Origin of the sequence: Citrobacter sp. MGH100 (genome assembly GCF_001034465.1) — a bacterium.
Classification (GTDB): Bacteria; Pseudomonadota; Gammaproteobacteria; order Enterobacterales; family Enterobacteriaceae; genus Citrobacter; species Citrobacter youngae.
Window position 1 is genome coordinate 351554 of record NZ_KQ089801.1, and the last position, 26281, is coordinate 377834.

At 54.1% G+C, this 26281-nt stretch carries 26 protein-coding genes; 7 read left to right on the forward strand and 19 right to left on the reverse strand.

Going from position 1 to position 26281, the window contains the following annotated elements; all coding sequences use genetic code 11:
- Nucleotides 1–42 precede the first annotated feature (42 nt).
- The 3 genes from treC to nrdG all read left to right on the forward strand — a co-directional run bounded on the left by treC (nt 43) and on the right by nrdG (nt 4813).
- Complete coding sequence (treC, locus tag SK32_RS13280) at nt 43–1695, forward strand: alpha,alpha-phosphotrehalase (protein ID WP_048212843.1); 1653 nt, start codon at nt 43–45, stop codon at nt 1693–1695.
- A gap of 408 nt (nt 1696–2103) precedes the next feature.
- Entirely contained in the window at nt 2104–4242 is a 2139-nt protein-coding gene (gene nrdD / locus SK32_RS13285) for an anaerobic ribonucleoside-triphosphate reductase (RefSeq protein WP_048212844.1), read from the forward strand.
- 106 nt (nt 4243–4348) lie between these two features.
- Nucleotides 4349–4813, forward strand: coding sequence for an anaerobic ribonucleoside-triphosphate reductase-activating protein (gene nrdG, locus SK32_RS13290; RefSeq protein ID WP_048212845.1), 465 nt, complete (start codon nt 4349–4351; stop codon nt 4811–4813).
- A gap of 3 nt (nt 4814–4816) precedes the next feature.
- On the opposite strand, the gene SK32_RS13295 is transcribed toward nrdG, so the two are convergent.
- The 13 genes from SK32_RS13295 to pmbA all read right to left on the reverse strand — a co-directional run bounded on the left by SK32_RS13295 (nt 4817) and on the right by pmbA (nt 14933).
- Nucleotides 4817–5101 carry a type II toxin-antitoxin system RelE family toxin gene (locus SK32_RS13295; RefSeq protein ID WP_003839578.1) on the reverse strand — a complete coding sequence of 95 codons (285 nt, stop codon included), beginning with the start codon at nt 5099–5101 and terminating at the stop codon, nt 4817–4819.
- Entirely contained in the window at nt 5091–5333 is a 243-nt protein-coding gene (locus tag SK32_RS13300; protein WP_003839576.1) for a type II toxin-antitoxin system RelB/DinJ family antitoxin, read from the reverse strand. The genes SK32_RS13295 and SK32_RS13300 overlap by 11 nt, the downstream gene beginning before the upstream one ends.
- Nucleotides 5334–5410: 77 nt before the next feature.
- Nucleotides 5411–7324 carry a BglG family transcription antiterminator gene (locus SK32_RS13305; protein ID WP_048212846.1) on the reverse strand — a complete coding sequence of 638 codons (1914 nt, stop codon included), beginning with the start codon at nt 7322–7324 and terminating at the stop codon, nt 5411–5413.
- A gap of 21 nt (nt 7325–7345) precedes the next feature.
- Nucleotides 7346–8086 carry a 2-dehydro-3-deoxy-phosphogluconate aldolase gene (gene dagF, locus SK32_RS13310; RefSeq protein ID WP_048212847.1) on the reverse strand — a complete coding sequence of 247 codons (741 nt, stop codon included), beginning with the start codon at nt 8084–8086 and terminating at the stop codon, nt 7346–7348.
- Entirely contained in the window at nt 8083–9201 is a 1119-nt protein-coding gene (locus SK32_RS13315) for a DgaE family pyridoxal phosphate-dependent ammonia lyase (RefSeq protein ID WP_048212848.1), read from the reverse strand. Before SK32_RS13315 ends, dagF begins: the two co-directional genes overlap by 4 nt.
- The gene (locus SK32_RS13320) at nt 9185–10318 is read right to left on the reverse strand and encodes an amidohydrolase/deacetylase family metallohydrolase (protein WP_048212849.1); all 1134 of its coding nucleotides are present in this window, start codon (nt 10316–10318) and stop codon (nt 9185–9187) included. The genes SK32_RS13315 and SK32_RS13320 overlap by 17 nt, the downstream gene beginning before the upstream one ends.
- 58 nt (nt 10319–10376) lie before the next feature.
- Nucleotides 10377–11021, reverse strand: coding sequence for a DUF4310 family protein (locus SK32_RS13325; protein WP_003830379.1), 645 nt, complete (start codon nt 11019–11021; stop codon nt 10377–10379).
- Between the two features lie 11 nt (nt 11022–11032).
- Nucleotides 11033–11809, reverse strand: coding sequence for a DUF4311 domain-containing protein (locus SK32_RS13330; protein WP_005134210.1), 777 nt, complete (start codon nt 11807–11809; stop codon nt 11033–11035).
- Nucleotides 11810–11831: 22 nt separating this feature from the next.
- On the reverse strand, nt 11832–12131 hold the full coding sequence (locus SK32_RS13335) for a DUF4312 family protein (RefSeq protein WP_038636649.1): 300 nt from the start codon (nt 12129–12131) through the stop codon (nt 11832–11834).
- 2 nt (nt 12132–12133) lie between these two features.
- The gene (locus SK32_RS13340; protein ID WP_003830384.1) at nt 12134–12496 is read right to left on the reverse strand and encodes an SFCGS family glycine-rich protein; all 363 of its coding nucleotides are present in this window, start codon (nt 12494–12496) and stop codon (nt 12134–12136) included.
- A gap of 10 nt (nt 12497–12506) precedes the next feature.
- Nucleotides 12507–12815: a glycine dehydrogenase gene (locus SK32_RS13345; RefSeq protein ID WP_048212850.1), complete on the reverse strand. Its 309-nt coding sequence runs from the start codon at nt 12813–12815 to the stop codon at nt 12507–12509.
- A gap of 332 nt (nt 12816–13147) precedes the next feature.
- The gene (cybC, locus tag SK32_RS13350; protein WP_048212851.1) at nt 13148–13534 is read right to left on the reverse strand and encodes a cytochrome b562; all 387 of its coding nucleotides are present in this window, start codon (nt 13532–13534) and stop codon (nt 13148–13150) included.
- A gap of 46 nt (nt 13535–13580) precedes the next feature.
- Nucleotides 13581–14933 carry a metalloprotease PmbA gene (gene pmbA, locus SK32_RS13355; RefSeq protein WP_048212852.1) on the reverse strand — a complete coding sequence of 451 codons (1353 nt, stop codon included), beginning with the start codon at nt 14931–14933 and terminating at the stop codon, nt 13581–13583.
- A gap of 95 nt (nt 14934–15028) precedes the next feature.
- On the opposite strand from pmbA, the gene yjgA reads away from it, so the two are divergent.
- A complete protein-coding gene (gene yjgA, locus SK32_RS13360) occupies nt 15029–15580 on the forward strand; it encodes a ribosome biogenesis factor YjgA (RefSeq protein ID WP_008786039.1) in 552 nt (183 codons plus the stop codon).
- Between the two features lie 106 nt (nt 15581–15686).
- On the opposite strand, the gene mpl is transcribed toward yjgA, so the two are convergent.
- The gene (gene mpl, locus SK32_RS13365) at nt 15687–17066 is read right to left on the reverse strand and encodes a UDP-N-acetylmuramate:L-alanyl-gamma-D-glutamyl-meso-diaminopimelate ligase (protein ID WP_048212853.1); all 1380 of its coding nucleotides are present in this window, start codon (nt 17064–17066) and stop codon (nt 15687–15689) included.
- A gap of 175 nt (nt 17067–17241) precedes the next feature.
- On the opposite strand from mpl, the gene fbp reads away from it, so the two are divergent.
- A complete protein-coding gene (fbp, locus tag SK32_RS13370; protein WP_048212854.1) occupies nt 17242–18240 on the forward strand; it encodes a class 1 fructose-bisphosphatase in 999 nt (332 codons plus the stop codon).
- 110 nt (nt 18241–18350) lie between these two features.
- On the opposite strand, the gene SK32_RS13375 is transcribed toward fbp, so the two are convergent.
- The 5 genes from SK32_RS13375 to ytfQ form a co-directional block, all read right to left on the reverse strand.
- Entirely contained in the window at nt 18351–19463 is a 1113-nt protein-coding gene (locus SK32_RS13375) for a methyl-accepting chemotaxis protein (RefSeq protein WP_075551418.1), read from the reverse strand.
- Between the two features lie 103 nt (nt 19464–19566).
- The gene (gene yjfF, locus SK32_RS13380; RefSeq protein WP_005134488.1) at nt 19567–20568 is read right to left on the reverse strand and encodes a galactofuranose ABC transporter, permease protein YjfF; all 1002 of its coding nucleotides are present in this window, start codon (nt 20566–20568) and stop codon (nt 19567–19569) included.
- Nucleotides 20555–21577: a galactofuranose ABC transporter, ATP-binding protein YtfT gene (ytfT, locus tag SK32_RS13385; protein WP_048213483.1), complete on the reverse strand. Its 1023-nt coding sequence runs from the start codon at nt 21575–21577 to the stop codon at nt 20555–20557. The genes yjfF and ytfT overlap by 14 nt, the downstream gene beginning before the upstream one ends.
- Nucleotides 21578–21590: 13 nt before the next feature.
- Entirely contained in the window at nt 21591–23093 is a 1503-nt protein-coding gene (ytfR, locus tag SK32_RS13390; protein WP_048212855.1) for a galactofuranose ABC transporter, ATP-binding protein YtfR, read from the reverse strand.
- A gap of 103 nt (nt 23094–23196) precedes the next feature.
- A complete protein-coding gene (ytfQ, locus tag SK32_RS13395) occupies nt 23197–24153 on the reverse strand; it encodes a galactofuranose ABC transporter substrate-binding protein YtfQ (protein WP_048212856.1) in 957 nt (318 codons plus the stop codon).
- Between the two features lie 309 nt (nt 24154–24462).
- On the opposite strand from ytfQ, the gene ppa reads away from it, so the two are divergent.
- Nucleotides 24463–24990, forward strand: coding sequence for an inorganic diphosphatase (gene ppa, locus SK32_RS13400; RefSeq protein WP_048212857.1), 528 nt, complete (start codon nt 24463–24465; stop codon nt 24988–24990).
- 209 nt (nt 24991–25199) lie between these two features.
- Nucleotides 25200–26270: a 7-bladed beta-propeller protein YncE gene (yncE, locus tag SK32_RS13405; RefSeq protein WP_048212858.1), complete on the forward strand. Its 1071-nt coding sequence runs from the start codon at nt 25200–25202 to the stop codon at nt 26268–26270.
- Nucleotides 26271–26281 lie beyond the last annotated feature (11 nt).

Below are 26281 nucleotides of genomic sequence, written 5' to 3' on the forward strand. Positions count from 1 at the left end.
TCGGGGCGCAGTTGCGCCCCAGCGTATTTCCAGGAAACAACCATGACTATTCCACACTGGTGGCAAAACGGCGTTATCTATCAGGTTTACCCCAAGAGTTTTCAGGACACCACCGGCAGCGGCACCGGCGATTTACGCGGCGTGACCCAGCGTCTCGACTATCTGCAAAAGCTGGGTGTCGATGCCGTCTGGCTGACGCCGTTCTATATTTCGCCGCAGGTTGATAACGGCTACGACGTCGCGGATTACCTGTCTGTCGATCCGGCCTACGGTACGCTGGAAGATTTTGACGAACTGGTGGCGCAGGCGAAAGCGCGCGGTATCCGTATTATTCTCGATATGGTGTTTAACCACACCTCAACCCAGCATGCGTGGTTTCGTGAGGCGCTGGATAAAGACAGCCCGTATCGCCAGTTTTATCTCTGGCGTGACGGTACGCCAGACAGTACACCGAACAACTGGCGTTCCAAATTTGGCGGCAGCGCCTGGGGCTGGCACGCCGCAAGCGAGCAGTATTATCTGCACCTCTTTGCTCCTGAACAGGCAGACCTGAACTGGGAGAACCCGGCGGTACGCGCCGAGCTGAAAAAAGTGTGCGAATTCTGGGCCGATCGCGGCGTGGACGGATTGCGCCTCGACGTGGTGAATCTTATCTCTAAAGATCAGAGCTTCCCGAACGATCCCGACGGCGATGGACGCCGTTTTTATACCGATGGCCCGCGCGCGCATGCGTTTTTACGCGAGATGAACCGCGACGTCTTCACGCCACGCGGCCTGATGACGGTGGGCGAGATGTCTTCCACCACACTGGAAAACTGCCAGCAGTACGCCGCGCTCGATGGCAGCGAACTGTCGATGACCTTTAACTTTCACCACCTGAAAGTGGATTACCCCAACGGTGAGAAGTGGACGTTAGCCAAACCCGACTATGTGGCGCTGAAAACCCTGTTCCGCCACTGGCAGCAGGGCATGCACAATCAGGCCTGGAACGCGTTGTTCTGGTGTAACCACGATCAGCCGCGCATCGTGTCGCGTTTTGGCGATGAAGGTAAATACCGCATTCCGTCGGCCAAAATGCTGGCGATGGTGCTGCACGGTATGCAGGGCACGCCCTATATCTACCAGGGGGAAGAGATCGGCATGACTAACCCGCACTTCAGCCAGATTACCGATTATCGCGATGTGGAAAGCCATAACATGTTTGCCGAACTGAACGGTCAGGGGCGAGATGCCGACGAACTGCTGGCGATCCTCGCCAGTAAATCCCGCGATAACAGCCGCACGCCGATGCAGTGGGATGCCAGCCAACACGCGGGCTTTACCGAGGGCGAGCCATGGATCAATCTGTGTGACAACGCGGCGGAGATCAACGTGGCGGCTGCGCTGAGCGATGCCGACTCAGTGTTCTACACCTATCAGCGGCTTATCGCATTGCGCAAAGCGGAGCCAGTTATTACCTGGGGCGACTATCAGGATCTGTTACCGGACAGCCCACATCTGTGGTGTTACCAACGCGAGTGGCAAGGGCAGCGGTTGCTGGCCATTGCTAATCTGAGCGATACTTTCCAGAGCTGGCAGCCAGCCCAGACCGATGGAAACTGGCAGGTGCTAATGCACAACTATGCCGAGGTCGCCAGCCAACCTGGGGACATGACACTGCGTCCTTTCGAAGCCGTCTGGTGGGTACAAAAATAGCTTGCAATTATGCTCAAGCCCGGTACGCATAGCGCTACCGGGCGTTGCTACATGCGCTTAGCTTAGCCTCCTGTTTTTGTTGAATAATTAATCAGAATTTTCTGCCCACAATTTACAATCGCTGTACTGCCCGTCATCTGTACGCTCCGATTTTTACTTTGCGCTACATCAAATAAATCGTAAACATCCTTGATGCAAATCACTACATATAGAACTTAAAATGCACGCCGACCCAATATGTTGTATTAATCGACTACAATTGCTACAACTACAGTGCACCGCTTTACGGTGGAATTGTGGATAAAGTGGGTCAGGATTGCGGGAAGTCATTGGCCTGATAGATGAATAAACCCATGACCGCTTCCCCAACCTCTGTGGATAACCTGTTCTTATAAATATGGAGTGATCATGACACCGCATGTGATGAAACGAGATGGCTGTAAAGTGCCGTTTAAATCAGAGCGCATCAAAGAAGCCATTCTGCGTGCAGCTAAAGCAGCGGGAGTCGATGACGCAGATTACTGTGCCACCGTCGCAGAAGTCGTTAGCAGTCAGATGAATGAGCGCAGCCAGGTCGATATCAACGAGATCCAGACCGCGGTAGAAAACCAACTGATGTCTGGTCCGTACAAACAACTCGCCCGTGCGTACATCGAATATCGCCACGACCGTGATATCCAGCGTGAAAAACGTGGCCGTCTGAACCAGGAAATTCGTGGTCTGGTTGAGCAAACCAACTCTGCTCTGCTGAATGAAAATGCCAACAAAGACAGCAAAGTGATCCCGACCCAGCGTGACCTGCTGGCCGGTATCGTCGCCAAACATTATGCGCGTCAGCACCTGCTGCCGCGTGATGTGGTCCAGGCACATGAGCGTGGTGATATTCACTATCACGACCTCGATTACTCGCCGTTCTTCCCGATGTTTAACTGCATGCTGATCGACCTCAAAGGTATGCTGACACAGGGCTTTAAGATGGGTAACGCGGAGATTGAGCCGCCAAAATCCATCTCGACCGCGACCGCCGTCACTGCACAAATCATCGCGCAGGTTGCCAGCCACATTTATGGCGGCACCACCATTAACCGTATTGACGAAGTTCTCGCGCCGTTCGTCACCGAGAGCTTTAATAAGCACCGTAAAACCGCTGAAGAGTGGCAGATCCCGGATGCCGACGGCTATGCGCATTCCCGTACCGAGAAAGAGTGCTATGACGCATTCCAGTCCCTTGAGTATGAAGTGAATACCCTGCATACCGCCAACGGTCAGACGCCATTCGTCACCTTTGGTTTTGGCCTGGGGACCAGTTGGGAATCACGTTTGATCCAGCAATCCATTCTGCGTAACCGCATCGCGGGACTGGGTAAAAACCGTAAAACAGCCGTCTTCCCGAAACTGGTGTTCGCCATTCGTGACGGTCTGAACCACAAGTTCGGCGATCCAAACTACGACATTAAACAGCTGGCGCTGGAATGCGCAAGCAAGCGTATGTACCCGGATATCCTGAACTACGATCAGGTAGTGAAAGTCACCGGTTCGTTCAAAACCCCAATGGGCTGCCGTAGTTTCCTCGGTGTCTGGGAAAACGAGAACGGCGAACAGGTTCACGACGGGCGTAACAACCTCGGCGTTATCAGCCTCAACCTGCCGCGTATCGCGCTGGAAGCGCACGGTGATGAAGCCACCTTCTGGAAACTGCTCGACGATCGCCTGGTGCTGGCGCGTAAAGCGCTGATGACCCGCATTGCGCGTCTGGAAGGTGTGAAAGCCCGCGTTGCGCCAATCCTGTATATGGAAGGCGCCTGCGGCGTGCGTCTGAAAGCGGACGATGATGTGTCTGAAATCTTTAAAAATGGTCGCGCATCCATCTCTCTGGGTTACATCGGCATTCATGAAACCATTAACGCGCTGTTTGGTGACAAACATCTGTACGACAGCGAGGAGCTGCGCGCCAAGGGTATCGCCATTGTGGAACGTCTGCGTCAGGCGGTCGACCAGTGGAAAGACGAGACCGGCTACGGCTTCAGCCTGTACAGCACGCCGAGCGAAAACCTGTGCGACCGTTTCTGCCGTCTTGATACCGCCGAGTTTGGCGTGGTACCTGGCGTTACCGACAAAGGTTACTACACCAACAGCTTCCACCTCGACGTGGAGAAAAAGGTTAACCCGTACGATAAAATCGATTTCGAAGCGCCGTACCCGCCGCTGGCAAGCGGAGGCTTCATTTGCTACGGCGAATACCCGAATATTCAGCACAACCTGAAAGCGCTGGAAGACGTGTGGGATTACAGCTACCAGCACGTGCCGTATTACGGGACCAACACGCCAATCGATGAATGCTACGAGTGTGGCTTTACCGGTGAGTTCGAATGCACCAGCAAAGGCTTCACCTGTCCGAAATGTGGTAACCACGACGCCGCGCGCGTGTCGGTAACCCGTCGCGTATGCGGTTACTTAGGCAGCCCGGACGCCCGTCCGTTTAACGCCGGTAAGCAAGAAGAAGTGAAGCGCCGCGTTAAGCATTTGGGTAACGGGCAGATAGGTTAATCCGCTGTTACGTTAATGCCCGGTGGCGCTGCGCTTACCGGGCCTACGGACCGCACTCTTATTGTAGGCCGGGTAAGCGCAGCGCCACCCGGCATGGTTACAAGCTATGAACTTTCACCAATACTATCCCGTCGACATCGTTAACGGCCCCGGCACCCGCTGCACGCTGTTTGTGTCCGGGTGCGTGCATGAATGTCCCGGTTGCTATAACAAAAGCACCTGGCGGCTCAATTCCGGCAAGCCATTTACCAAAGAGATGGAAGACAAGATCATTGCCGATCTGAACGATACGCGAATCAAGCGTCAGGGGATCTCGCTCTCCGGTGGCGATCCGCTACATCCGCAAAACGTGCCGGAAATCCTGAAACTGGTACAGCGCGTTCGCGCTGAGTGCCCCGGCAAAGATATCTGGGTGTGGACTGGCTACAAGCTCGATGAACTCAACGCCGCGCAAATGCAGGTGGTCGATCTCATCAACGTGCTGGTCGATGGCAAATACGTGCAGGATCTCAAAGACCCGGCGCTAATCTGGCGCGGCAGCAGCAACCAGGTCGTACATCATTTGCGTTGATCGCTAAAGCCGTTTGTTTGCATCGAGATAAACGGCCGAATGTTCTCGCTTGCCGACCGCGACAACAAACACGGTCACAACCTCATCCCGAACCTGGTACACCAGACGATAGCCGGACGATTTAAGCTTAATTTTATAGCAATCTGGAAGACCGTTTAAACGGGCAGAGTCAATTCTGGGGTTCAACAACACGTCGGCCAACTTCTTCTTAAACTGAGCCTTCACCGTATCACCCAGTTTATGCCACTCTTTTAAGGCTCTCGGGTCGAATTCCAGTTCATAAGTCATCCAGACTAACCTTGATTCCTTTTTGCGGGCTGGCCAGCCTCTCCCGGACTGTCTGAATCAGTGTATCTTCGCTGTCGCTAACGGTGACGGTTTTCACTGGCATGCGCCCCGTTTCCGCGACGTACTGAAACAGTAATCGCACAGCTTCCGTTGGAGTAATGTTCAGTTTTTCCAGCACGGCATAAGCCTCATTTTTGAGTTTGTCATCCAGACGGACGTTCAGCGTGGCCATTATGCCTCCAGTAGAATCGAATGTGTAATGCAGTTTAGCATTACATACGCATTACATCGAATTCTGGATAACGCCTCTCAAAAACGACTGACACACTCCATGGCGACGGTTTTGAACTCGGTGAAATTCCGGCATGCGCAGAGCCGCGTCATGGCGCGCTCACGCAGGAAGGTGACGAAAATATCGTAGATCGCCATCGCTTCTTCGTACTCGCTTTTACTAATGGCGAGCAGGAAGATCACGTGCGCGGTTTCATCGCCCCAGGCAATACCCTGCGGGGCGAGGATGGTGTAGACCACCGTTTTCTTTGCCAGCAGACCGAGGGCGTGCGGCAGCGCGATGCCATCACCCAGCATAGTGCTGACGATGGCCTCACGTTCAACCACCGAATCAAGAAACTCCGCGTCGACAAAACCTTCATCCTGCAACTGATGGCATAACGTTTTGAACAGCGTCTGCTGATCCATGGTGCCGTCGATCACGCGAAAATGGGCGGCATCGAAAAATTTATTCAGCATCCACGGGCGGGTTCTGTCCACCAGCACCAGCTTGCCAATTTGCTCCAGTTGATAATCGGTCGGAAACGGCGCAATCATCGCCACGGGCTTATCTTTTTCACCGATCCGCGCGGTCGAGATAACAAAATCTTCGCTAATGCTTTCCCGCTGTTCGTAGTCGCGCAACGTGACGGTATCGACGATTTCAATCTGCGGATACTTACGCGCCAGCACCGCTTCAATCATCCGCGCCATCGCATTTCCAGCATCGCATACCAGCAGAACTTTCGGTTGCCTCTGGTAACCGATGTTGTAACTACGTTCCAGCCCCACGCCAATATGCAGGACCAGAAAGCCAATCTCATTTTCACTGATGGTATACGGCGTATATTTCCCCCATCCCGAGACGGCGGCCAGCGTCATATCCCATGCCATCGGGTAGTGCTGTTTAATATTTTCCAGCAACGGATTAGGGATCATTATCTGGTAACGCACGCGGGTGATCATCGTCTTAATATGCGTCAGCAGATCGGCATGCAACTGTTTGTCATTCAACAGGTTGTAGTTGTATTGAGTATTGATAAAACGCAGGATGTAATTAACCAGCGCTTCGTCATCATCCGCATTGATGGCGCTGGGGGCGATCTCTTGAACCTGACGGGCGGCGATGTGCACCTGTAGCCAATTCTCTTCGAAAACAGAAAGCGGTTTGTCTGCCAGCCGGTGCAGGACCGCAGCAATCTCACGCGCGGCCAGGCACACCGCCTGTTCAGTTTCTTCAGCAGCAAACTCCGGCAATGGATACCCTTCACTAATCCGCCGTATCGCCACCGCGCAGTACAAGCGTAAAAACAGCTCGCCCTCGTCGGTCAAACGAATATGAAAACGAGCAAAAATATCCTGTAAAACGGGCTGTAGCTGCTCAGGGATCCCGGCATTCAGCGCCTCCTGCATCACTAACGGGTGCTGCGGATCCTGCTGTGCCAGCGTCCACAACAGATCGGTCAAACAGGCGCGGATCGCCATCTCGCTGCCAAACAGCTTCATGCCGTGACGGGGACGCGTTTCCAGCGTCAGATGATAACGTTGCAGATGCTCACGCACCTCAGCCATATCGTTTTGCAGCGTCGCGCGGCTGATAAACCATTCATCAGCCAAATCTTCAAGCTTTAGCGAAAAGGCCGACGTCAGAAAACGGACCACCAACCAGTGTATCCGCTCCTGGCTGGTTCGCGGGATGCGCAGCAACGTTTCAGGCTGCTGCGTTTGCAGAGAGTGATAACTTGCCGGGTCGTCAATTTTGAGCTGATAACCGCTGCCCCGGCTGAGGACAAACTGCGCGCCGTACTGAGTAAGCAGCGCGTTTAGCGCAGTGATATCCGCCCGTACGGTGCGTGTAGAAACCGACAACCGCTGCGCCAGCTCATCCTGTGGAAGCGCTTCGTTTTGCAACATATCAAACAGCTGTGCTAAACGTTGGTTGGGAAATCGCACGTCAGTTTCCTCATCTGTCAGTTAGCCTATGCAAGCCCGGGTCATCGCCATCAGTTGGCGCACGTCGTCCGGGCGGGTGTTACCACTCACCTTATCAATAATCGAACTATAGATGTGAGGAATGATTTTGCTCACTCCGGCATCCAGGGCGATCTGCAGGATTTCAGTAAAATTATCCAGATCGATACCCCCGGTAGGCTCCAGCCAGAAGTCATGCCGGGCACAGGCCTGCGCGACGGCGATGTACTCGTCACGGCATTTCAGGCCGCCCATCGGGAAGTATTTAATCGAGCTACCGCCCATATCTTTGAGCAGCGCAATCGCGGTTTCTACCGGCACAATGCCGTCCGGCGTCTGGCTGCTCAGCGGACCGGTGGAGATTTTCACCATCCCCGGCGTACCCGTTGGCGAGACCAGACCGTTGACTACCGTCTCCTGCTGGCCCAACAGCGCCCGACTGGTCGCCACGCCGGTAAAGACCTGATTAACATGCTGCGGCTGTACCTGACGGGAGATCTCACTGACCATCGCCGACTGGTTTGGATCGCCCGCCCCCAACCCCACTGAAAGCGCATTGTCGATAAGCGCTGCGTATTCACGCATATCCGCGACCGCGCTTGCGACATCCGGGTAATTTTTTGACAACACGCCGACCAGCACGTGTCCTTCCGCCGCTGCGTAAATATCCCGCGCATTTTCTTTGGAGCCTGCCAGCACGTTCAGGCAGACGCGGTCGCGATAAAAGTTAGGGGTCAGTTTCATGCGTTTTTCTCCTGCGAAATCACTTCACCAATTCGACGGGCCACAATTTCCAGCTGCGCGCGATCCACGCTGCGCACATCGGCTTCGATAATGCCTTCGTTGGCTTTGTACCCACGGAAGTAAATCGCGTACTCGCCTTGTTTCAGGGCTTCAACCAGTTCGCCCGTGGCGATCCCGGTTACCGCTTCATCAAACTTAATTTCGGTACGGGCGATGTCGCGCCCTGCGCTGTCCCACACCACGCGGGCGCTGACGCCATTAAAGGAATTTAGCGCATTAATGAACGGCGTCATTTTCTCGACCATCTCCGCGCCACTCTCTTTCTGCGCGTTCAGATACAGTTCGATGGCGCAGGTCAGGCCAAGAATTCCCTCTTTGCCCACCTTCATCGCCCGGCCGATCCCCGCCGTCTGGCGTTTCACCCACTCAACATACTGGGTTTTGCCAATCACCAGTCCACTGGTTGGCCCTTCAATCGCCTTTGCGCCGCTATAAATCACCAGATCCGCACCAAGGCGGTAGTAGCACTGCAAATCTTCTTCCGCCGCCGCATCCACGATCAGCGGCAGGTTATGCGTGCGCGCCACCACCGCGGCCTGCTCCACGCTGAGCATGCTTTTCTGTACGCAGTGGTGAGATTTGATATACAGAATCGCCGCCGTGCGCGGTGTAATGGCTGCCGCCAGCTGTGCCGCGGAACATTCATTGGCATAGCCCGCTTCCACCAGCTTGCCGCCGCCAAGCGCCACCATGGTGCCAACCGGGGCACCAAAGTTGACGTTGTGGCCTCTGGGCAGCACGATTTCGTTGTTCTCGATGGGCGTAACGTGCAGATTTTCCAGCAGCCAGTCGCTGTCTTTCACCAGCACCGCAGCCACCGACTGGGCGATTCCAGCCGATGCGCAGGAGACGACGGTCGCCCCTTCCACTTCCAGCAATTTCGCGATGTAGTCGCCGGTTTTATTGACCAGATCTTTCATTTCGAAGTACTGATTCATCCCCGCCATCGCAGCCTCAACCACTTCTGGTCGCGGCGTGGAAACGCCGAGCGCCGTCATGCGGCCTGATGTGTTAATCACCTGTTTTAAATTGTATTTCTCAAAAATCGAAGGCATGTTCCGCGCTCCCTTGTTCGGTCATATAGCCCTTGCCCGCACGTATTGCGGCAAGCGGCACCAGCATTTGTTCAGCCTGCAGGCTGTCGTTTTCAGCATCTACCAGCACGGTTGGCTGGCGCTTAAGCGTAAAGAGGGTTAAATCGGCATCCAGACCAGGCTGCAGTCGCCCTTTCTGTTTCAGGCGCAGGCCGTCAGCGGCATTGGCGGTCACGCACTCAATGACCTGTGGGAGCGACATCCCCATGGCGAGAAATTTCGACATCACATTCGCCAGGGAAAACACCGGACCGCTGATACGGTTGCGGCAATAAATATCGGAGCTGATGGTGTGCGGCAAAATACCAAGATCGATAGCGCGTTTTGCCACCGCAAAGCTCAGGCTGGCGGTGCCATGCCCAACGTCCAGACGCACGCCTCGTTGTAGCGCCCGCGTGACAGATGTACGCAGCTCGCCCTGCGGCGTCAGAATGCGGTTCGGCTTACCGTTGTAGCAGTGGGTAATAATATCGCCCGCACTCAGGCGTTCGGCGATCTCATCGAGATTCGGCGGGTTGTTGCCAATGTGCACCATCAGCGGCAGGTCCCCGTTCTCTGTTTGCATCGCTTTGGCACGATCCAGCGGCGTGATGCCGTTTTCACCTACCACGCTGCTGCTCATGCGTGCCTTCAGGCCGACAATAAAATCAGGGTGGCGTTTCACCGCCTGGCGCACCGCATCGGCGTCAATGTTGGCCATGTTGGCCAGCTCGTTCTGGGCGATAAGCCCAACGCGGGAGATGTTCAGCAGCGCATACACTTCCGTCGCTGCTTCCCGGGTCAGGGTGTAAAAATCGTCGATATCATCCGCCCCGGTACTGCCCGCATCCACGACCGTGGTGACGCCGGTCGCAATACCGACGCTATCCGGCTGGTCGTGGTAAATCGGGGATTTCGGGTAGCAATGAACGTGGGAGTCAATCCAGCCTGCGCTGACGTAGCACTCGCCGCCCAGCTCAATGGTTTTCAGCGCCGGGCCATCAACGTCGCCCAACGCCGCGATCTTGCCGTCTTTCAGCGCAATATCGCTCACCGTATCGTCAACGAGGCGCGCACGGCGCAGGAGTAAATCAAACATCGCTCTCTCCTATGCCGGATGGCGGCGTAACCGCCTTATCCGGCCTACAAATCAACAGTTAGCTAATGGCAATCGGGAAGATGGACCCCAGGATCATTGCCCCAAGGATCGCCCCGCCGGTGATCGGTTTTTGCCACAGATAAAACAGCAGCGCACCCGCCAGAGAACCGATGCCGATAGGAATAGAAGCCGTCATCGCGCTGAGGATAATCAATGGCCCGAGGAAGCGGCCAGAGGCGTTACCGGCCCCCATCATGACGTCCGCTCCGTAAGTTGAATCGCTCTGGTTGATGGTGAACTTACGCGCCAGAATAATGATGTAGCCAATCGCCAGGCCAATCACCAGGCCGGTGACCAAAGAGGCGGCAAAGTTGGCGACCGGGAAGATAATGCCCGCGCCCAGCAGCAGCGCCGGAACACCTAACCCGACCCCGGTCTGAATCGCGCCGCCGATATCCAGAATCCCCACCAGCGAACCTTCAATGATGCGGGCAAACAGGAAGCTTGCGCCAAATGCCGCCACCGCGCCGTAAGAGCCGGTGTCCATTCCCGCCTTTAGCATCGCCACAAAAGCGACTTCGTTAAATGCGCCGATACCGTACAGGTAGTACATGTGCGTTCCGGCAAAGACGCCAGAGGAGAGCAGGCCAACGAAGATCGGGAACGACCAGTCAGCGAACCAAAAACCTTTATTCTGTTCCATGATGACCTCCGTTATTTGCCGCTGAGCGAGTTGTGGATCAGTTCCAACCAGTTCGGCACGGTCAGATGGAAGGATTCGATCATCTTCATGTCGAAACCGCGGAAGAAGCCGCTCAGGACAAACAGCGCGACGATAGCTACCATCATCACTTTCGTGACGTGGTTCCAGCCGCTTTCTTCAACACCTTTGCCGATCAGAATACCAAGGACCAGACCCGGAACGGCGTTGCCCATGATCAGTTGCGCCGCGCCGCCAAAAACGGTGGCCCAGAAGCCGGATTTCTTACCGGCATCGATCGCCGCCAGCCAGAAGATCACCGGCATCACGGTATTAACCAGCAGGTTAGCCGCAGGCACCAGCACCTTGACGGCGGTAACCTGCAGCGCTTCCGGTACGGATGACGCGGTGAGGTTCAGGAAGGTCACGACAATCATCCCGATAACGCCACAGGCAATCGCCATGCGCTTGGGATCGTGCAGCGTTTCACCGACGTTGCGGTTTTTAACCATCAGCGCGGCGGCACCCCAGTTGGGAATGATGCGATGGTCGACATCCTGCGTGAACGCCCCCGCCGCAACGGAAGAAGCCCAGGCGTTAAAGAAGAAGCCCAGGCCGAACGAGAAGTGAGAAGCCGGATCCCCTTCGCAGGAATTCAGTTCTCCCAGAGTACGAAACGCGCCCATCCCTTGAGTGGTAGGCGCATGAAACATGCGTGCAGCCCCAGCGCCGACACCGACGCCAACCAGGCCACCAATGATGAGCGATTTTATTAATATTATCAGGAACATATTTATGCCTTTTAATAAAGAATCAGCGTTGCGTAACGAAATCCACCTTGTCGAGATTGATGGCAGTCACGTTGACGGTCACATCCAGCTCCACGCTGAAGGTGCGTCTTTCCCGGCGCAGAAAGAGGAATAAAAACGCCTCTTTACGCACCGTTTCACGCGCTTGAACAACCTGCACATCCTGTGGCTCAATACGCAGTAAGATATGCGGCGACGCTTTCATCACCGCAGCCTGAACGTGGTTCAGGGCATCGGCAAAGGCGCGCGCTTTGGCCTCGCCCTTGCCAGTGACTCTCACCGTGGTGGTGAATTGCTCTTTCATACTTAAGCGCCGTGTTTCTTTTGCCAGGCCTGCACCAGGCGCTCGCCGAGCTCTTCTTTGTCCATAAAACCGAATCCCAGCACGTTGCAACCTTCGTTGATGGCCGTTACGCCTTCATCAACCGAGCGCATGCCATATTTCGCCTTGTAGCCGTATTTGGTCTGTGCGGTAATCGCCCCTGCCCCGCCACTGCCGCAAAACGAGATACCAAAGGTGGCGTTTTCCGCTTTCATTACGTCACCCAGCTTCATGTCAGCCGCCACGCCCGGTACCACAACCGCACGGCCACCCGCTTTCTCAACGCCTGCCGCCACTTTCTGGCCTTTACCCAGACGATCGCCAATCACTACGGTAATCTGTTCCATCTTTTGCTCCTTAAAGGTTGTCTTTCGCGACTTCGAAGTGCACCGACAGCAGCCAGGCTTCTTCCTCGGGAAGATTGCCAAACTCGGCGACCACGTCGCGGGCAAGCGCCATTGACTCGGCAGAAATTTCATCAAATAAGCTGGCATCGACTTCTGGTAAGGGTTCACCCGTTATCGAGCGGTGCGCCATGGCGCGAACATGCGATGTCAGCATCTGTTCCTGTACGGCGTTGGGAATAATGTGGCGTTCACGCAGCAAGGCATATACCTGCGCCAGCATGCGGTCGGCCAGTTCCACCGATTCCCCCATGTCATTCATTACAGCTCCGTTATTCACTCGTCTTACCCCACTAATGGCTCTGAGGGTAAATTAGCGGTGGGGGTTAAAAGTTTGTAGCGAGTTGTTTTCCACTTCGAAGTGGAAAGGGGGTCAGCGATAGTGATCTGTGCCGCAAAAAGGGCGGGATTCGCAATTTATCACTGGAAGAATGTGATTGAGATCGCAAGAGTGAGCCGCAAAATGGCAGGAAATACGAACAATGAATGGGCGATAAAAATGAAAAAATGTGATGGGGATAGCGTTTACTTATGGGGCGTGCAGTAGCGGGGGATTTTATCCGGCCTACGGGTATGCAGGCCGGATAGCGCAGATTAGCGGAACTTCTTGTGGTTTTCGTTGCGCGTGGTTTTCAGCTCTTCCGCAACGGCTTTCGCCTCTTTGACTTTACCTTCGTTCGCCAGCTTAAGCGCACCATCAATCTGGCCGATCAGCGTGTCAAAACCGTGGCGGAAATCCTTCATCTCCGGGCTGTCCGGGGATTTGCTTTCCAGCTTCGGCGGCGTGGCCTTTTGAGCATCCAGCGCGGCTGCACGCATTTTGGTTAACGCATCTTTCAGTTCAGTCGCATTATCCGTTTTTTCGACGATCTTCAGGTTGTCATTGAGGATCCCCATGTCGTCTTCAAGATCGGCTGCAAACGCAGAAGAACCAAGAACCAGCGTTGAAGCCGCGACGATCGCTAACAGGTGTTTACGCATTGCTCACTTCCTTTTTTATTATTAAAAATTAACGCCTTAACGAGTATCACTGCCCGGCGATTTTCATCTCCGGTAACAATACCGAACCACACTGGATATTACTGCGCGTTTCAATATCGTTCCCCACGGTCACAATATTGCGCCACATCTCTTTTAAGTTCCCGGCGATGGTAATTTCACTCACCGGATACTGAATTTCGCCGTTTTCGACCCAGAAACCCGCCGCGCCGCGCGAGTAATCGCCGGTAATGCCGCTTACGCCCTGGCCCATCAGCTCGGTAACCACAAGGCCTGTGCCCATCTCCTTGAGCAACTGCTCGAAGCTTAGACCCTGTCCCGGAATTCGCCAGTTGTGGATCCCGCCCGCATGCCCGGTGCTCTTCAGCCCCAGCTTACGCGCAGAGTAGTTGGTCAGCAGCCACTGAGTCAGCACGCCGTCTTTAATGATGTCACGGCGTTCAGTCCGTACCCCTTCACTGTCGAATGGCGACGACGCCAGCCCTTTCAGCAGGTGCGGATGCTCTTCAATAGTCAGCCATTCCGGCAGAATTTGTTTGCCCAGCGAATCCAGCAGGAAGGTGGATTTGCGATATACCGAGCCACCGGCGATCGCGCCGACCAGGTGTCCGAACAGTCCGGTCGCCACTTCGTTGGCGAAAATCACCGGTGCTTTCATGGTGGACAGCTTACGCGGCGACAAACGAGATAAGGTGCGGCGAGCACAGTCAGCCCCTACCCACTCCGGCGTTTGCAAATCGCCCATCGCCCGACCAATGGTGTAGGCGTAATCGCGTTCCATATCGCCATTTTCTTCCGCGATCACACAGCTGGAAAGGGAATGACGCGTGGAGCAGTAGCCCTGCAGCATGCCGTGGCTGTTACCAAACACTTTGATGCCATAGTGGCTGTTAAAGCTGCCACCTTCGGTATTGGTGATACGCTTATCAGCCTGCAGCGCCGCCTGTTCAGCACGAGCAGCCAGTTCGATGGCTTCATCAGGGGAAACTTCCGCCGGGTGGAACAGGTCCAGATCGGGCGCCTCAAAGGCCAGCAAGTCTTTATCTGCCACGCCTGCGCACGGATCCGGCGAAGTGTAACGTGCAATGTCCAGCGCAGCCTGCACGGTGCGTGCAATTGCCTGCGGGCTTAAATCGGTGGACGATGCGCTGCCCTTACGGTTCTGGTGATAAACCGTAATCCCCAGTGCACCATCGCTATTGAATTCGACGTTCTCCACTTCACCATAACGGGTGCTGACGCTAATACCCGTGGTCTTGCTTACAGCGACTTCCGCGCCATCCGACTTACCTGACGCTAATTCCAGTGCCGTCGAGACTGCTTCTTCCAGAATCTTACGCTGCGCTTCAACTTGTGAGATTACTTTCATCGCAAATGCCATAATGTAGAGAGAGTTTCTCTGAAGTCTAACAGAGAACCGTTTTTCAGTGCGCATCTTAACTGGTAACATTAGCCTCTTTTTTTAAGGAGCCTGACATGACTAAGCAGCCCGAAGACTGGCTCGACGACGTTCCCGGTGATGACATCGAAGACGAAGACGATGAAATTATCTGGGTCAGTAAAAGTGAAATAAAACGTGACGCCGAGGAGTTAAAACACCTGGGTGTGGAACTGGTAAAACTGGGGAAAAACGCGCTGGATAAAATCCCGCTCGATGCGGATTTACGTGCCGCGATTGAGCTGGCCCAGCGTATTAAGATGGAAGGTCGCCGCCGCCAGCTGCAGCTGATTGGCAAAATGTTGCGCCAGCGCGATGTTGATCCTATCCGTCAGGCGCTGGACAAGCTGAAAAACCGTCACAACCAACAGGTCGTTGTCTTCCATAAGCTGGAGCAACTGCGTGACCGTATGGTTGACGGTAGCGATGAAGCCATCGAAGAAGTGATGAACCTGTGGCCTGACGCCGACCGTCAGCAACTGCGTTCGCTGGTGCGTAACGCCAGGAAAGAAAAAGCGGGCAACAAGCCGCCAAAATCTTCCCGCCAGATCTTCCAGTATCTGCGTGAACTGGCGGAAAACGAAGCCTAACCTCTTCGTCTGCCGAAAGTGCCGGATGGCGGTGCAACCACCTTATCCGGCCTACAATCCGTGAATTCGTTGTAGGCCCGGTAAGCGTAGCGCCACCGGGCATTTTTTACTCTTGCGCTTCCGCCTGAGCTTTCTTCGCCAGACCATCCAGCAGTTTTTGATGAATACCACCAAATCCGCCGTTACTCATCACCAGAATGTGATCGCCTGGCTGCGCGGTTTTCACCACCATATCTGCCAGGGCATCCACATCGCCACTCCAGTGCGCCGGCTGAACGCAGGCTTCAGCGACTTCTGCTACCTGCCACGGAATATGCGGGGGTTGCAGCAGGAACACTTCGTCCGCACGGCCTAACGACGGCGCCAGATCATCTTTGCACAGTCCCATTTTCATGGTGTTAGAGCGAGGCTCCAACACCGCAATAATGCGTGCCGTACCGCCAACTTTCCCGCGCAGCGCCGCAAGCGTTGCCAGAATCGCGGTTGGATGATGGGCAAAATCGTCATACACCGTCACGCCGTGCGCTTCACCACGCAGTTCAAGACGACGACGGGCGTTAATGAACGAGCCTAGCGCATTGGCTGCATCCGCAGGCACGACGCCCACGTGACGGGCTGCCGCAATCGCCATCAGGCCATTGTGCATGTTGTGTTCGCCGACCAGACCCCACTTCACTTCGCCGACTTTTTCACCGTCCAGCCATACTTCCCACTCAGAAGCATCGGTGGTCAGTTTTTTCGCCTGCCAGTGACCTTGTTCGCCCACCAGTTCTTGTTCGCTCCAGCAGCCCATCGCCATCGTCTGTTTCAGATTGATGTCGTTTTCCGGGTAGATGATGCGTCCCTGGCCCGGCACGATACGCACCAGATGGTGGAACTGTTTCTGGATCGCTTTCAGATCGTCAAAGATATCTGCGTGATCGAACTCAAGGTTATTGAGGATCAGGGTACGCGGGCAGTAATGCACGAATTTAGAACGCTTATCGAAGAACGCGCAGTCGTACTCATCCGCTTCAATCACGAAGAAGTCACTTTCGCCCAGACGCGCGGAAACCTCAAAGTTACCCGGCACGCCGCCGATCACGAAGCCCGGTTTATAACCACAGACTTCGAGGATCCAGGTTGCCATTCCAGCCGTAGTCGTTTTGCCGTGCGTCCCCGCCACCGCCAGTACCCAGCGGTCGCGCAACACAAAGTCATGCAGCCATTGCGGGCCAGACATGTATGGAATGTTCTTCTCCAGCACCGCTTCCACGCAGGGGTTACCACGGGTCATCGCATTACCGATGATCACCAGGTCCGGCTGTGGATCGAGCTGGCTGGCATCGTAACCCTGAATCAGATCAATGCCTTGCTTCTCAAGTAAGGTGCTCATCGGCGGATACACATTGGCGTCCGAACCGGTTACTTCATGACCGAGCGAGCGTGCCAGCATCGCCAGACCGCCCATGAAAGTGCCACAAATTCCCAAAATATGAATGCGCATACGTCACTATCCTTTTTTAATCTGGGGGCCATTTTACGCACATGTCTGGCAACTGAGAAACGCATTTCAGGATATTCCGTAGTTTGCTGGCGCGATTCACCTGAGCGCGATAGCTGAAATATTTGTTAATATTGTTGCGGTCGCTTTACTCCACATAAATTGCAGGGAAAGTGTTATGAAAACGTTAGGTGAATTTATTGTCGAAAAGCAGCACGAGTTTTCTCATGCTACCGGTGAACTCACTGCTTTGTTGTCGGCAATAAAGCTGGGCGCCAAGATCATCCACCGCGATATCAATAAGGCCGGTCTGGTCGATATCCTGGGTGCCAGCGGTGCAGAGAACGTGCAGGGAGAGGTGCAACAAAAACTCGATCTGTTCGCAAACGAAAAACTGAAAGCTGCACTGAAGGCACGCGACATCGTGGCGGGAATTGCCTCAGAAGAAGAAGATGAAATTGTCGTCTTTGAAGGCTGTGAACACGCAAAATACGTTGTGCTAATGGATCCGCTGGATGGCTCATCCAACATCGATGTTAACGTCTCTGTCGGTACGATTTTCTCTATTTATCGCCGCGTAACCCCCGTCGGCACGCCGGTCACGGAAGAGGATTTCCTGCAGCCGGGCAACAAGCAAGTTGCTGCAGGTTACGTGGTTTATGGTTCTTCCACCATGCTGGTGTACACCACCGGCTGTGGCGTGCACGCCTTCACCTACGATCCTTCTCTGGGCGTATTCTGCCTCAGCCAGGAACGTATGCGCTTCCCGGCGAAAGGTAGCACGTACTCCATTAACGAAGGCAACTACATTAAATTCCCGAATGGCGTGAAGAAATACATTAAATTCTGTCAGGAAGAAGATAAGTCAACCCAGCGCCCGTACACTTCGCGCTACATTGGCTCTCTGGTTGCCGATTTCCATCGCAATCTGCTGAAAGGCGGGATCTATCTGTACCCAAGCACCGCCAGCCACCCGCAAGGGAAACTGCGTCTGCTGTACGAATGCAACCCAATGGCCTTGCTGGCTGAGCAAGCCGGCGGCAAGGCGAGCGACGGTAAAAATCGTATTCTGGATATCATCCCGGAAAGCCTGCACCAACGCCGCTCCTTCTTCGTGGGTAACGACCATATGGTTGACGATGTAGAGCGCTTTATCCGCGAGTTCCCGGACGCATAAGCGCAACATCCGGCCTACAGCACGTTGCAGGCCGGATAAGCGAAGTACCATCCGGCACAATGCTGTGATATTGCCGGATGGCGGCTTCGCCTTATCAGGCCTACGTTCGGTTAGGCTGTCTGTAGCTTAAATACGGCCATGGCTTCGATTAGCGCTGAAGACTGCTCTTCCAGCGAGCGGGTAGCCGCTGACGACTGCTGTACCAGCGCCGCATTTTGCTGCGCCGTTTCATCCATCTGAATCACCGCAATATTCACCTGCTCAATGCCGCGACTTTGTTCCTGGGACGCACTGGCAATTTCACGCATCAGTTTGGTCATACGCATGACCTCGGTCGCAATCTCATCCATGGTTTCACCCGCCTGCTGCGCCAGTTCACTTCCCTCACCCACATGCGTATGGGAATCGCTGATCAATGTACGGATCTCTTTGGCCGCTTCAGCGCTGCGGCTGGCCAGATTGCGTACTTCCCCTGCTACCACCGCAAAACCACGGCCTTGCTCACCCGCGCGCGCCGCTTCAACGGAGGCATTAAGCGCCAGGATGTTGGTCTGGAAAGCAATACCATCGATTACGCTAAGGATGTCGGCAATTCGGCTGGAACTGCCGGAAATATCGCGCATTTTCTCGATCACATAGCACACCATCTCGCTACCTCGATCGGCAGTATCCGACACCGATTTTGCCAACTGATGCGCTTGTTCCGCGTTCTGCGCATTTTGTTTCACGGTCGCCGTGAGTTCTTCCATGCTGGCGGCGGTCTGCTCCAGCGACGTGGCTGTCGATTCAGTGCGTTGCGCCAGATGCTGATTTCCGGCCGTCAGCTCACGGCTACCAATATCAATTTGCGAACTGGCATCGCGTACGCGTTGTACCGAGTCGCCCAGCGCATGGCGCATTTCATCCATTGCAGCGTTCAGGCGGTTGAATTCGGCGCTGGCCGACGGCGCCGAAACCGGCGACAAATCCCCCGTCGCCAGGCGTTCCAGTTGCTCCACTATGCTATCCAGCGGCTTGAGAAACTTATTTCGCAGCATAAACCAAATCACGGCCAGCAGCGCGATAGCAGCCAACATCGCCCCACTCATAATAGTGTTGTAAATCAATGAAGTAATAATACGAGTAGAGGCATATAGCCCCATCCCTCCGGTCAGTAACAGAAGGAACGTCAGCAGCGACAATAACACCAACAAACTTGATCGAATTGAAAGGGATTTTGGCATTGTTATATTTCCGGTTGTAGGGTTAAAACAGACCTGTACAGAACCTATCGACTACAACCGGAAAAAGTTTAGGTATTTAAACATTTTATTGAAAATCATGATGTTACTTTGATGTTGCTGTCGTACCCACTCGGGTTACTGGCGAGCTTTGACGATTTTCCCATAGCACCGTCAAACCGCGTTGTAACGCTATAAAAATAAACAATAAAATACCAATCGCAATCTTCGTCCACCAGGAACTTAATGTGCCATCAAAATTAATGTAGGTCTGGATCAGCCCTTGGATCGCCACGCCAAAAAGCGTACCCAACACCGTTCCCACGCCGCCGCTTAGCAGCGTTCCGCCAATCACCACTGAGGCAATCGCATCCAGCTCAACGCCAACGCCCGCCAGCGCATAACCCGCCTGGGTGTAAATGGAAAAGACAATGCCGGCCAGCGTAGCAAGCCCGGTAGACAGCATATAGATACGAATGGTCGTGCTACGGGTTGAGATGCCCATCAGGTTGGCCGACGTGGCGTTGCCGCCAATGGCGTAAACCTGATTACCAAAGCGCGTACGGTGCGCAAGGAAGATGCCAATCACCACCACGCCCAGCATTAACAACCCCATCGCGCTCAGGCGACCGCCGCCAGGAATTTTCCATGCCAGGCTTGAGAGCGTGTCATAGATCGGATGGTTAATTGGGATCGACTCTTCAGAGACCAGATAGCTGACGCCGCGCAGGAAAAACATTCCCGCCAGCGTAATAATGAATGCCGGGATCTTCAGCGCATCAATCAGTAACCCCATAAATGCGCCAAACGCGCAGCCCATCAGCAAAATCAGGGGAAACGCCAGCAGCGGGGAAATCCCCCAATAGCCAATGGCCTTCGCCAAAAATACGCCGGTAAAGGCGATCACCGAGCCAACGGAAAGGTCGATCCCGCCAGAGAGGATCACGAAGGTCATGCCCACGGCAATAATCCCTAAAAAAGCGTTATCGGTCAGGATATTGCAAATCACCCGGGTGGAAGCAAAAGCTGGAAACTGCGTCAGGCAGTAAAGGTAGCCCAGCACAAACACGCCGAGGGTGATCATCAGCGGTAAATTACGTTTTATCATGACCGCGCACTCCTTTTATCAGGCTGATAAAGCGTTGTGACTGCACGACCAGCACGCACAACACCACGATGGCTTTGACCACCTGATTCAGTTCCGGCTGGAAGCCCGACAGCAAAATCCCGGTGTTCATCCCCTGAATGATCAACGCGCCAATTACCGATAGCAGCAGGTTAAAGCGCCCGCCCATCAGCGAACCGCCGCCGATAACCACCGCCAGAATGGCATCTAACTCCAGCCATAATCCGGCGTTATTGGCGTCTGCCCCGCGGATATCCGCCGTGACGATAATACCGGCGATAGCCGCACACAGGCCGCTCAGCACATAAGTGAGCATCACAATGATGCGGGTATTCACCCCGGCGTTTTTCGCCGCACGAATGTTAATGCCCACCGCTTCAATGAACATGCCCAGCGCCGTTTTACGCGTTAGCAGCCAAAAGGCGACCAGCGTCAGCAGCGCGATAATCACCGGCGTGGGGAACAGTAACAGCGAGCCGCTGCCAAACCACGACAGCTCGGGCGAGTTGAAAGTGACGATCTGCCCGGAAGTGATAAGCTGCGCCACTCCACGCCCGGCCACCATCAGGATAAGTGTCGCAACAAACGGCTGGATCTTGAGGATTGCCACCAGAATCCCGTTCCACAACCCGGCCAGAATGCCGGAGCCTAAGGCGGCAAACAGCACCACCGGCAGACTGTGCCCGGCCACCGTCATCGCCGCGGTGGTCGCCCCTGCAATAGCCATCACCGCGCCAACGGAAAGATCGATGCCGCCAGTGGCAATCACCAGCGTCATACCAATCGCCAGCAGCGCCACGGGAGCGGCACGGTTGAGAATATCAATCGGGCTGCCGAACAGGCGACCATCCTGCAAAATCACCTGGTAGAAGTGCGGGGCCACCAGGCTGTCGACCAGCAGCACCAGCAGTAGCGCCACCAGTTGCGGCATACCTTTTGGCCAACGGAACCTTCGTTTCGCGGTGTTGGATTGAGGGAGAGATTGAGGCATCACCATAGTCTCCTTAGGCCGCAATGGCATTCATGATCGCCGGTACGGACAGTTCAGCCAGTGGGATCTCGGCCACCTGTTTGCGATCGCGCATAATAATGACCCGATCGGCATAACCCACTAACTCTTCCAGTTCGGATGAAATCACCAGCAGCGCCAGACCATCCGCGCACAGCGTTTCGATCAGGCGGATAATCTCCGCATGCGCGCCGACGTCGATCCCGCGCGTGGGTTCATCGAGGATCAGGAACTGCGGTTTGGTCAGTAACCAGCGCGAGAGCAAAACTTTTTGCTGATTACCGCCGGAGAGAAACTCGATCGGCTGTTCAGCGTTGGGGGTACGAATTCCGAGCTGGCGGATAAAACGCTCGGCAATCTCGTTTTGTTCTTTCCGTGGGATAGGCCGCAGCCAGCCACGCTGCGCCTGCAGGGCCAGAATGATATTTTCCCGTACCGAAGCCGCGGCGATGATGCCATCCGTTTTGCGATCCTCCGGGCAGAAGCCGATCCCCAGACACGAAGCCTGATGCGGCGATCGCAAGGTCTGCGGTTTGCCTTTGATCAGCGCACTGCCGCTGTCGGCGGGTTTAATGCCGAAGATCACCTCGGCCGTTTCCGTTCGCCCGGATCCCAGCAGTCCGGCGAGACCGACGATCTCGCCGGGACGCACCTGTAGATCAAACGGCGCGATGGTGCCTTTCTTGCCAAAGCCGCTAAAGGCCGCCACCGGCTTATCGCTCAGCAAGGTGCGGCCCGCACGCTGTAGCGCATGGGTATCCAGTTCGCGACCCAGCATCATTTTGACCAGTTCGATCTGTGGCAGTTCGCGGGTTTCGCGGCAGCCAACGAAGCCGCCGTTACGCAGAACGGTGATGCGATCGCTGACCTGATAAACCTGATCGAGGAAATGAGTGACGAAGATCAGGCTGACGCCGCGATCGCGCAGATGACGCATCAGGCCGAACAGCATTTCAACTTCCTGGGTATCGAGGCTGGCGGTGGGTTCGTCGAGGATCAGCACTTTCGCGGAGAGATCTATTGCCCGACAGATGGCAACTATCTGCTGCATCGCCACGGAAAAGCGGTTCAGCGGCTCGCGCACGTCGAGGGAAAAACCGTATGACGCCATCAGCTCCGTGGCGCGTTTTTCCATCTGCTTGCGCTGAAGCAGGCCAAAACGCCGCGGCTCACGACCAATAAATAAGTTATCGGCAACCGACATATTGGGCAGCAGGTTCACTTCCTGGTACACGGTGCCAATCCCCAGTTGCTGGGCATGGGCGGTGTTTTTGGGGGAGATCGGTTGGCCTTCGAGCCAGATAGTGCCGCGATCGGCGTGGTAAACGCCGGTCAGCGCTTTGATGAGCGTCGATTTGCCGGCTCCGTTTTCACCCAGCAGCGCCATAATTTCACCGCGACGCAAGCTGAAATCTACGTTATCCAACGCTTTGACGCCGGGAAAGAATTTGCTTAATCCTTCAGTGCGGAGGATTTCCTGATGTTGGTCGGTGGTCATGATTCCCCCTGCATCACGCCGGATGGCGCTACGCTTATCCGGCCTACAAAAGAGCGTAATGTAGGCCGGGCAAGCGCAGCGCCCCCGGCATTTTCATGAAGGCTTAGTAGCCCATGTTTTTCTTCTTCTCTAACTCTTCTTTCGCCGTATCCGGCAGATAGAGGATAGATTTGGTAATGGTCAGCTTCTCAGGCATCGTGCCGTCTTTTTTGAATTTCTCCAGCGCGTCGAATGCCGGCCCCGCCATATTTGGCGTCAGTTCGACGCTGGCGTTGGCTTCGCCATCAATCATCGCTTTATAGATATCCGGTACGCCGTCGATTGAACCGGTCAGAATATCTTTGCCCGGCTTCAGACCCGCTTCTTTGATCGCCTGGATAGCCCCGATCACCATGTCATCGTTGTGAGCGTAAACCATGCAGATGTTCTTGCCGTTGTTTTCAGCTTTGATAAAGCTCTCCATCACTTCTTTGCCTTTGCTGCGGGTGAAGTCCCCGGACTGAGAGCGAATAATTTTGATGTTTGGCGCGCTGGCGATGGCTTCGGCAAAACCTTTTTTACGGTCAATCGCCACGCTGGCCCCGACGGTCCCTTGCAGCTCAACCACGTTACACGGTTTGCCGTTCACCTCTTTAATCAGCCAGTCGCCGATTAATTTACCTTCCAGCACGTTATTGGCGGTAACGGTGGTCATATAGAGAGATTTGTCTTTTACATCGATGGAACGATCGAGCAAAAAGACCGGAATGTTGGCATCTTTCGCTTCTTTTAACACCGGCTCCCAACCCGTTGCCACGACCGGCGCAATGAAGATGGCATCCACGCCCTGCGCAACAAATGAGCGTACGGCTTTAATCTGGTTTTCCTGTTTTTGCTGGCCGTCAGCGATTTTCAGCGTAATACCTCGCTTTTCGGCCTCGCTTTTCGCCACATTGGTTTCCGCCGCGCGCCAGCCGGATTCAGAGCCAACCTGCGAAAATCCTACGGTTAAAGGGGCTGCCAATGCCATAGACGACATGGCTGTCGAAACTGCTGTGACTAAAAGTAAGCGCTTCCACATAAGTGCGTCCTCGTAGGGGGATTATTGTTGGTTAATAAACAGTCGCGAAAAAACTATAGACAATTGAGGATGTAACGAATTGCGTTACATCACACTTCAAAAAAGTAAATAAAACGTTAATCACAACTTTGTAATCGCTTTCATATCACTATGAAAAATGCGGCTGAAGATATGGATTTTTCTGTCACAAAAGAGAAGGGAAAAGAAGAAAATGTGCGCCGCGAAATCGAAAACAAGCGGAGACATTCGGCGCGAGTTGGCTATAATACCCGCCACTTGTTTGCCATAGCTTATTTAAAGGAAACAGACATGAGCTTACTCAACGTCCCTGCCGGTAAAGATCTGCCGGAAGATATCTACGTTGTTATCGAGATCCCTGCAAACGCAGATCCGATCAAATACGAAGTTGACAAAGAGAGCGGCGCCCTGTTCGTTGACCGCTTCATGTCCACCGCGATGTTCTATCCGTGCAACTACGGTTACATCAACCACACCCTGTCTCTGGATGGTGATCCGGTAGACGTTCTGGTCCCGACTCCGTATCCGCTGGAGCCAGGTTCAGTGATCCGCTGCCGTCCGGTTGGCGTACTGAAAATGACCGACGAATCCGGTGAAGATGCAAAACTGGTTGCGGTACCGCACACCAAACTGAGCAAAGAATACGATCACATTAAAGATGTGACCGACCTGCCGGACCTGCTGAAAGCGCAGATCACCCACTTCTTCGAGCACTACAAAGACCTCGAAGCAGGCAAATGGGTAAAAGTTGACGGTTGGGACAACGCTGAAGCCGCTAAAGCTGAAATCGTTGCTTCCTTCGAGCGCGCGAAGAAGTAAGTTCGCCTGCTCTGAAAACCCTGAACACCAGCCTCTGGTTAGTAAGGGTTTTTTTATGCCTGTGCTTTTCCTCCCTTTATTTTCCCGGTATCCCGCTGGTTTCTTTTTGACCTACCAGATTGGGTAGTCACATTTCATTTATCTTAATTGCGAATGAGATTAGATCTCATTATCATTTTAAGCATGTAAATAAATGTGAATAAAAGTCAATGAACCTCCACACTGTGAAGTCCCTGAAACACTATTCTTGTGTGGCGCTCGCCACAGCACTGTTATTTACCAGCCTGCCCAGCGTGGCGCAGATGCTACCTGAGAAAGATTTTCTGACCCACGACGTCGGGAACGGCGTGTATGAACTGGCGGTTGATAGTCAGCAGAACACGCTCTTTGCCGCCTCGTCTCCGTCGTTTGATAAAGACAAAACCCGCGGGCTTATCTACAAACTCGATCTGGAAAAACTCACAACCACCGAAGTCATCGACACCAGCCGTCGTGCCTTTGCCACCGCGCTGGACGAAGAAAATCAGGTGCTATATGTGGGCAACACGCTGGAAGGTTCGGTAACGCTAATTGATACCCGCAGCGGTAAAGAGTTGGCGATACTGCAACTGAGCGAAACCAAAAATCCAAAGGAAATCGTCCATACGCGTGAAATGGTGCTCGATAAGCAGCATCACCGTCTGTACGTTTCCGGCGTGGCTGAAAAAGGCATTGTCTGGGTAGTGGATACGCAAAAGCGCGAAAAAATCGCCACCATTGAAAATATGGGTCAGTATCCGACCGGTATGGCGGTGGATGCAAATAAGAACCGCCTGTATGTGGTGAATGGCAGAAACGAGCTGATTACGCTGGACACCAGCAGCCACAAAATCATTAGCCGCTTTTCCATTGAACCCGCTAAAAAACATTTCTTCCTGAATATTGCGCTGGATGCAAAAAATAACCGCGCGTTCCTGACCGATCCGGATTTAGCAGATGTTTTGGTTGTCGATATTAATACTGGCAAAGTTATTGCGCCAATTAAGGTCATTAACTCTTTGGCAGTTATATATAACGAAAAACGCCAGGAAGTGTATATCACCCACCGCAATGCAAAGCGCATCAGCATTGTGGACAGCAAGACTTATCAGGTAAAACAAAGTATTGAAACCACTGCGTTACCTAACAGCCTTGCACTTTCTCAGGACGCTAACACCTTGTATGTCAGCGTAAAACAGCCGGAAGAAATGATTGGCGTAAAGCCCGATTACGTGCTGAAAATCGATCTCTCTAAATATTAATAATTAAAAAC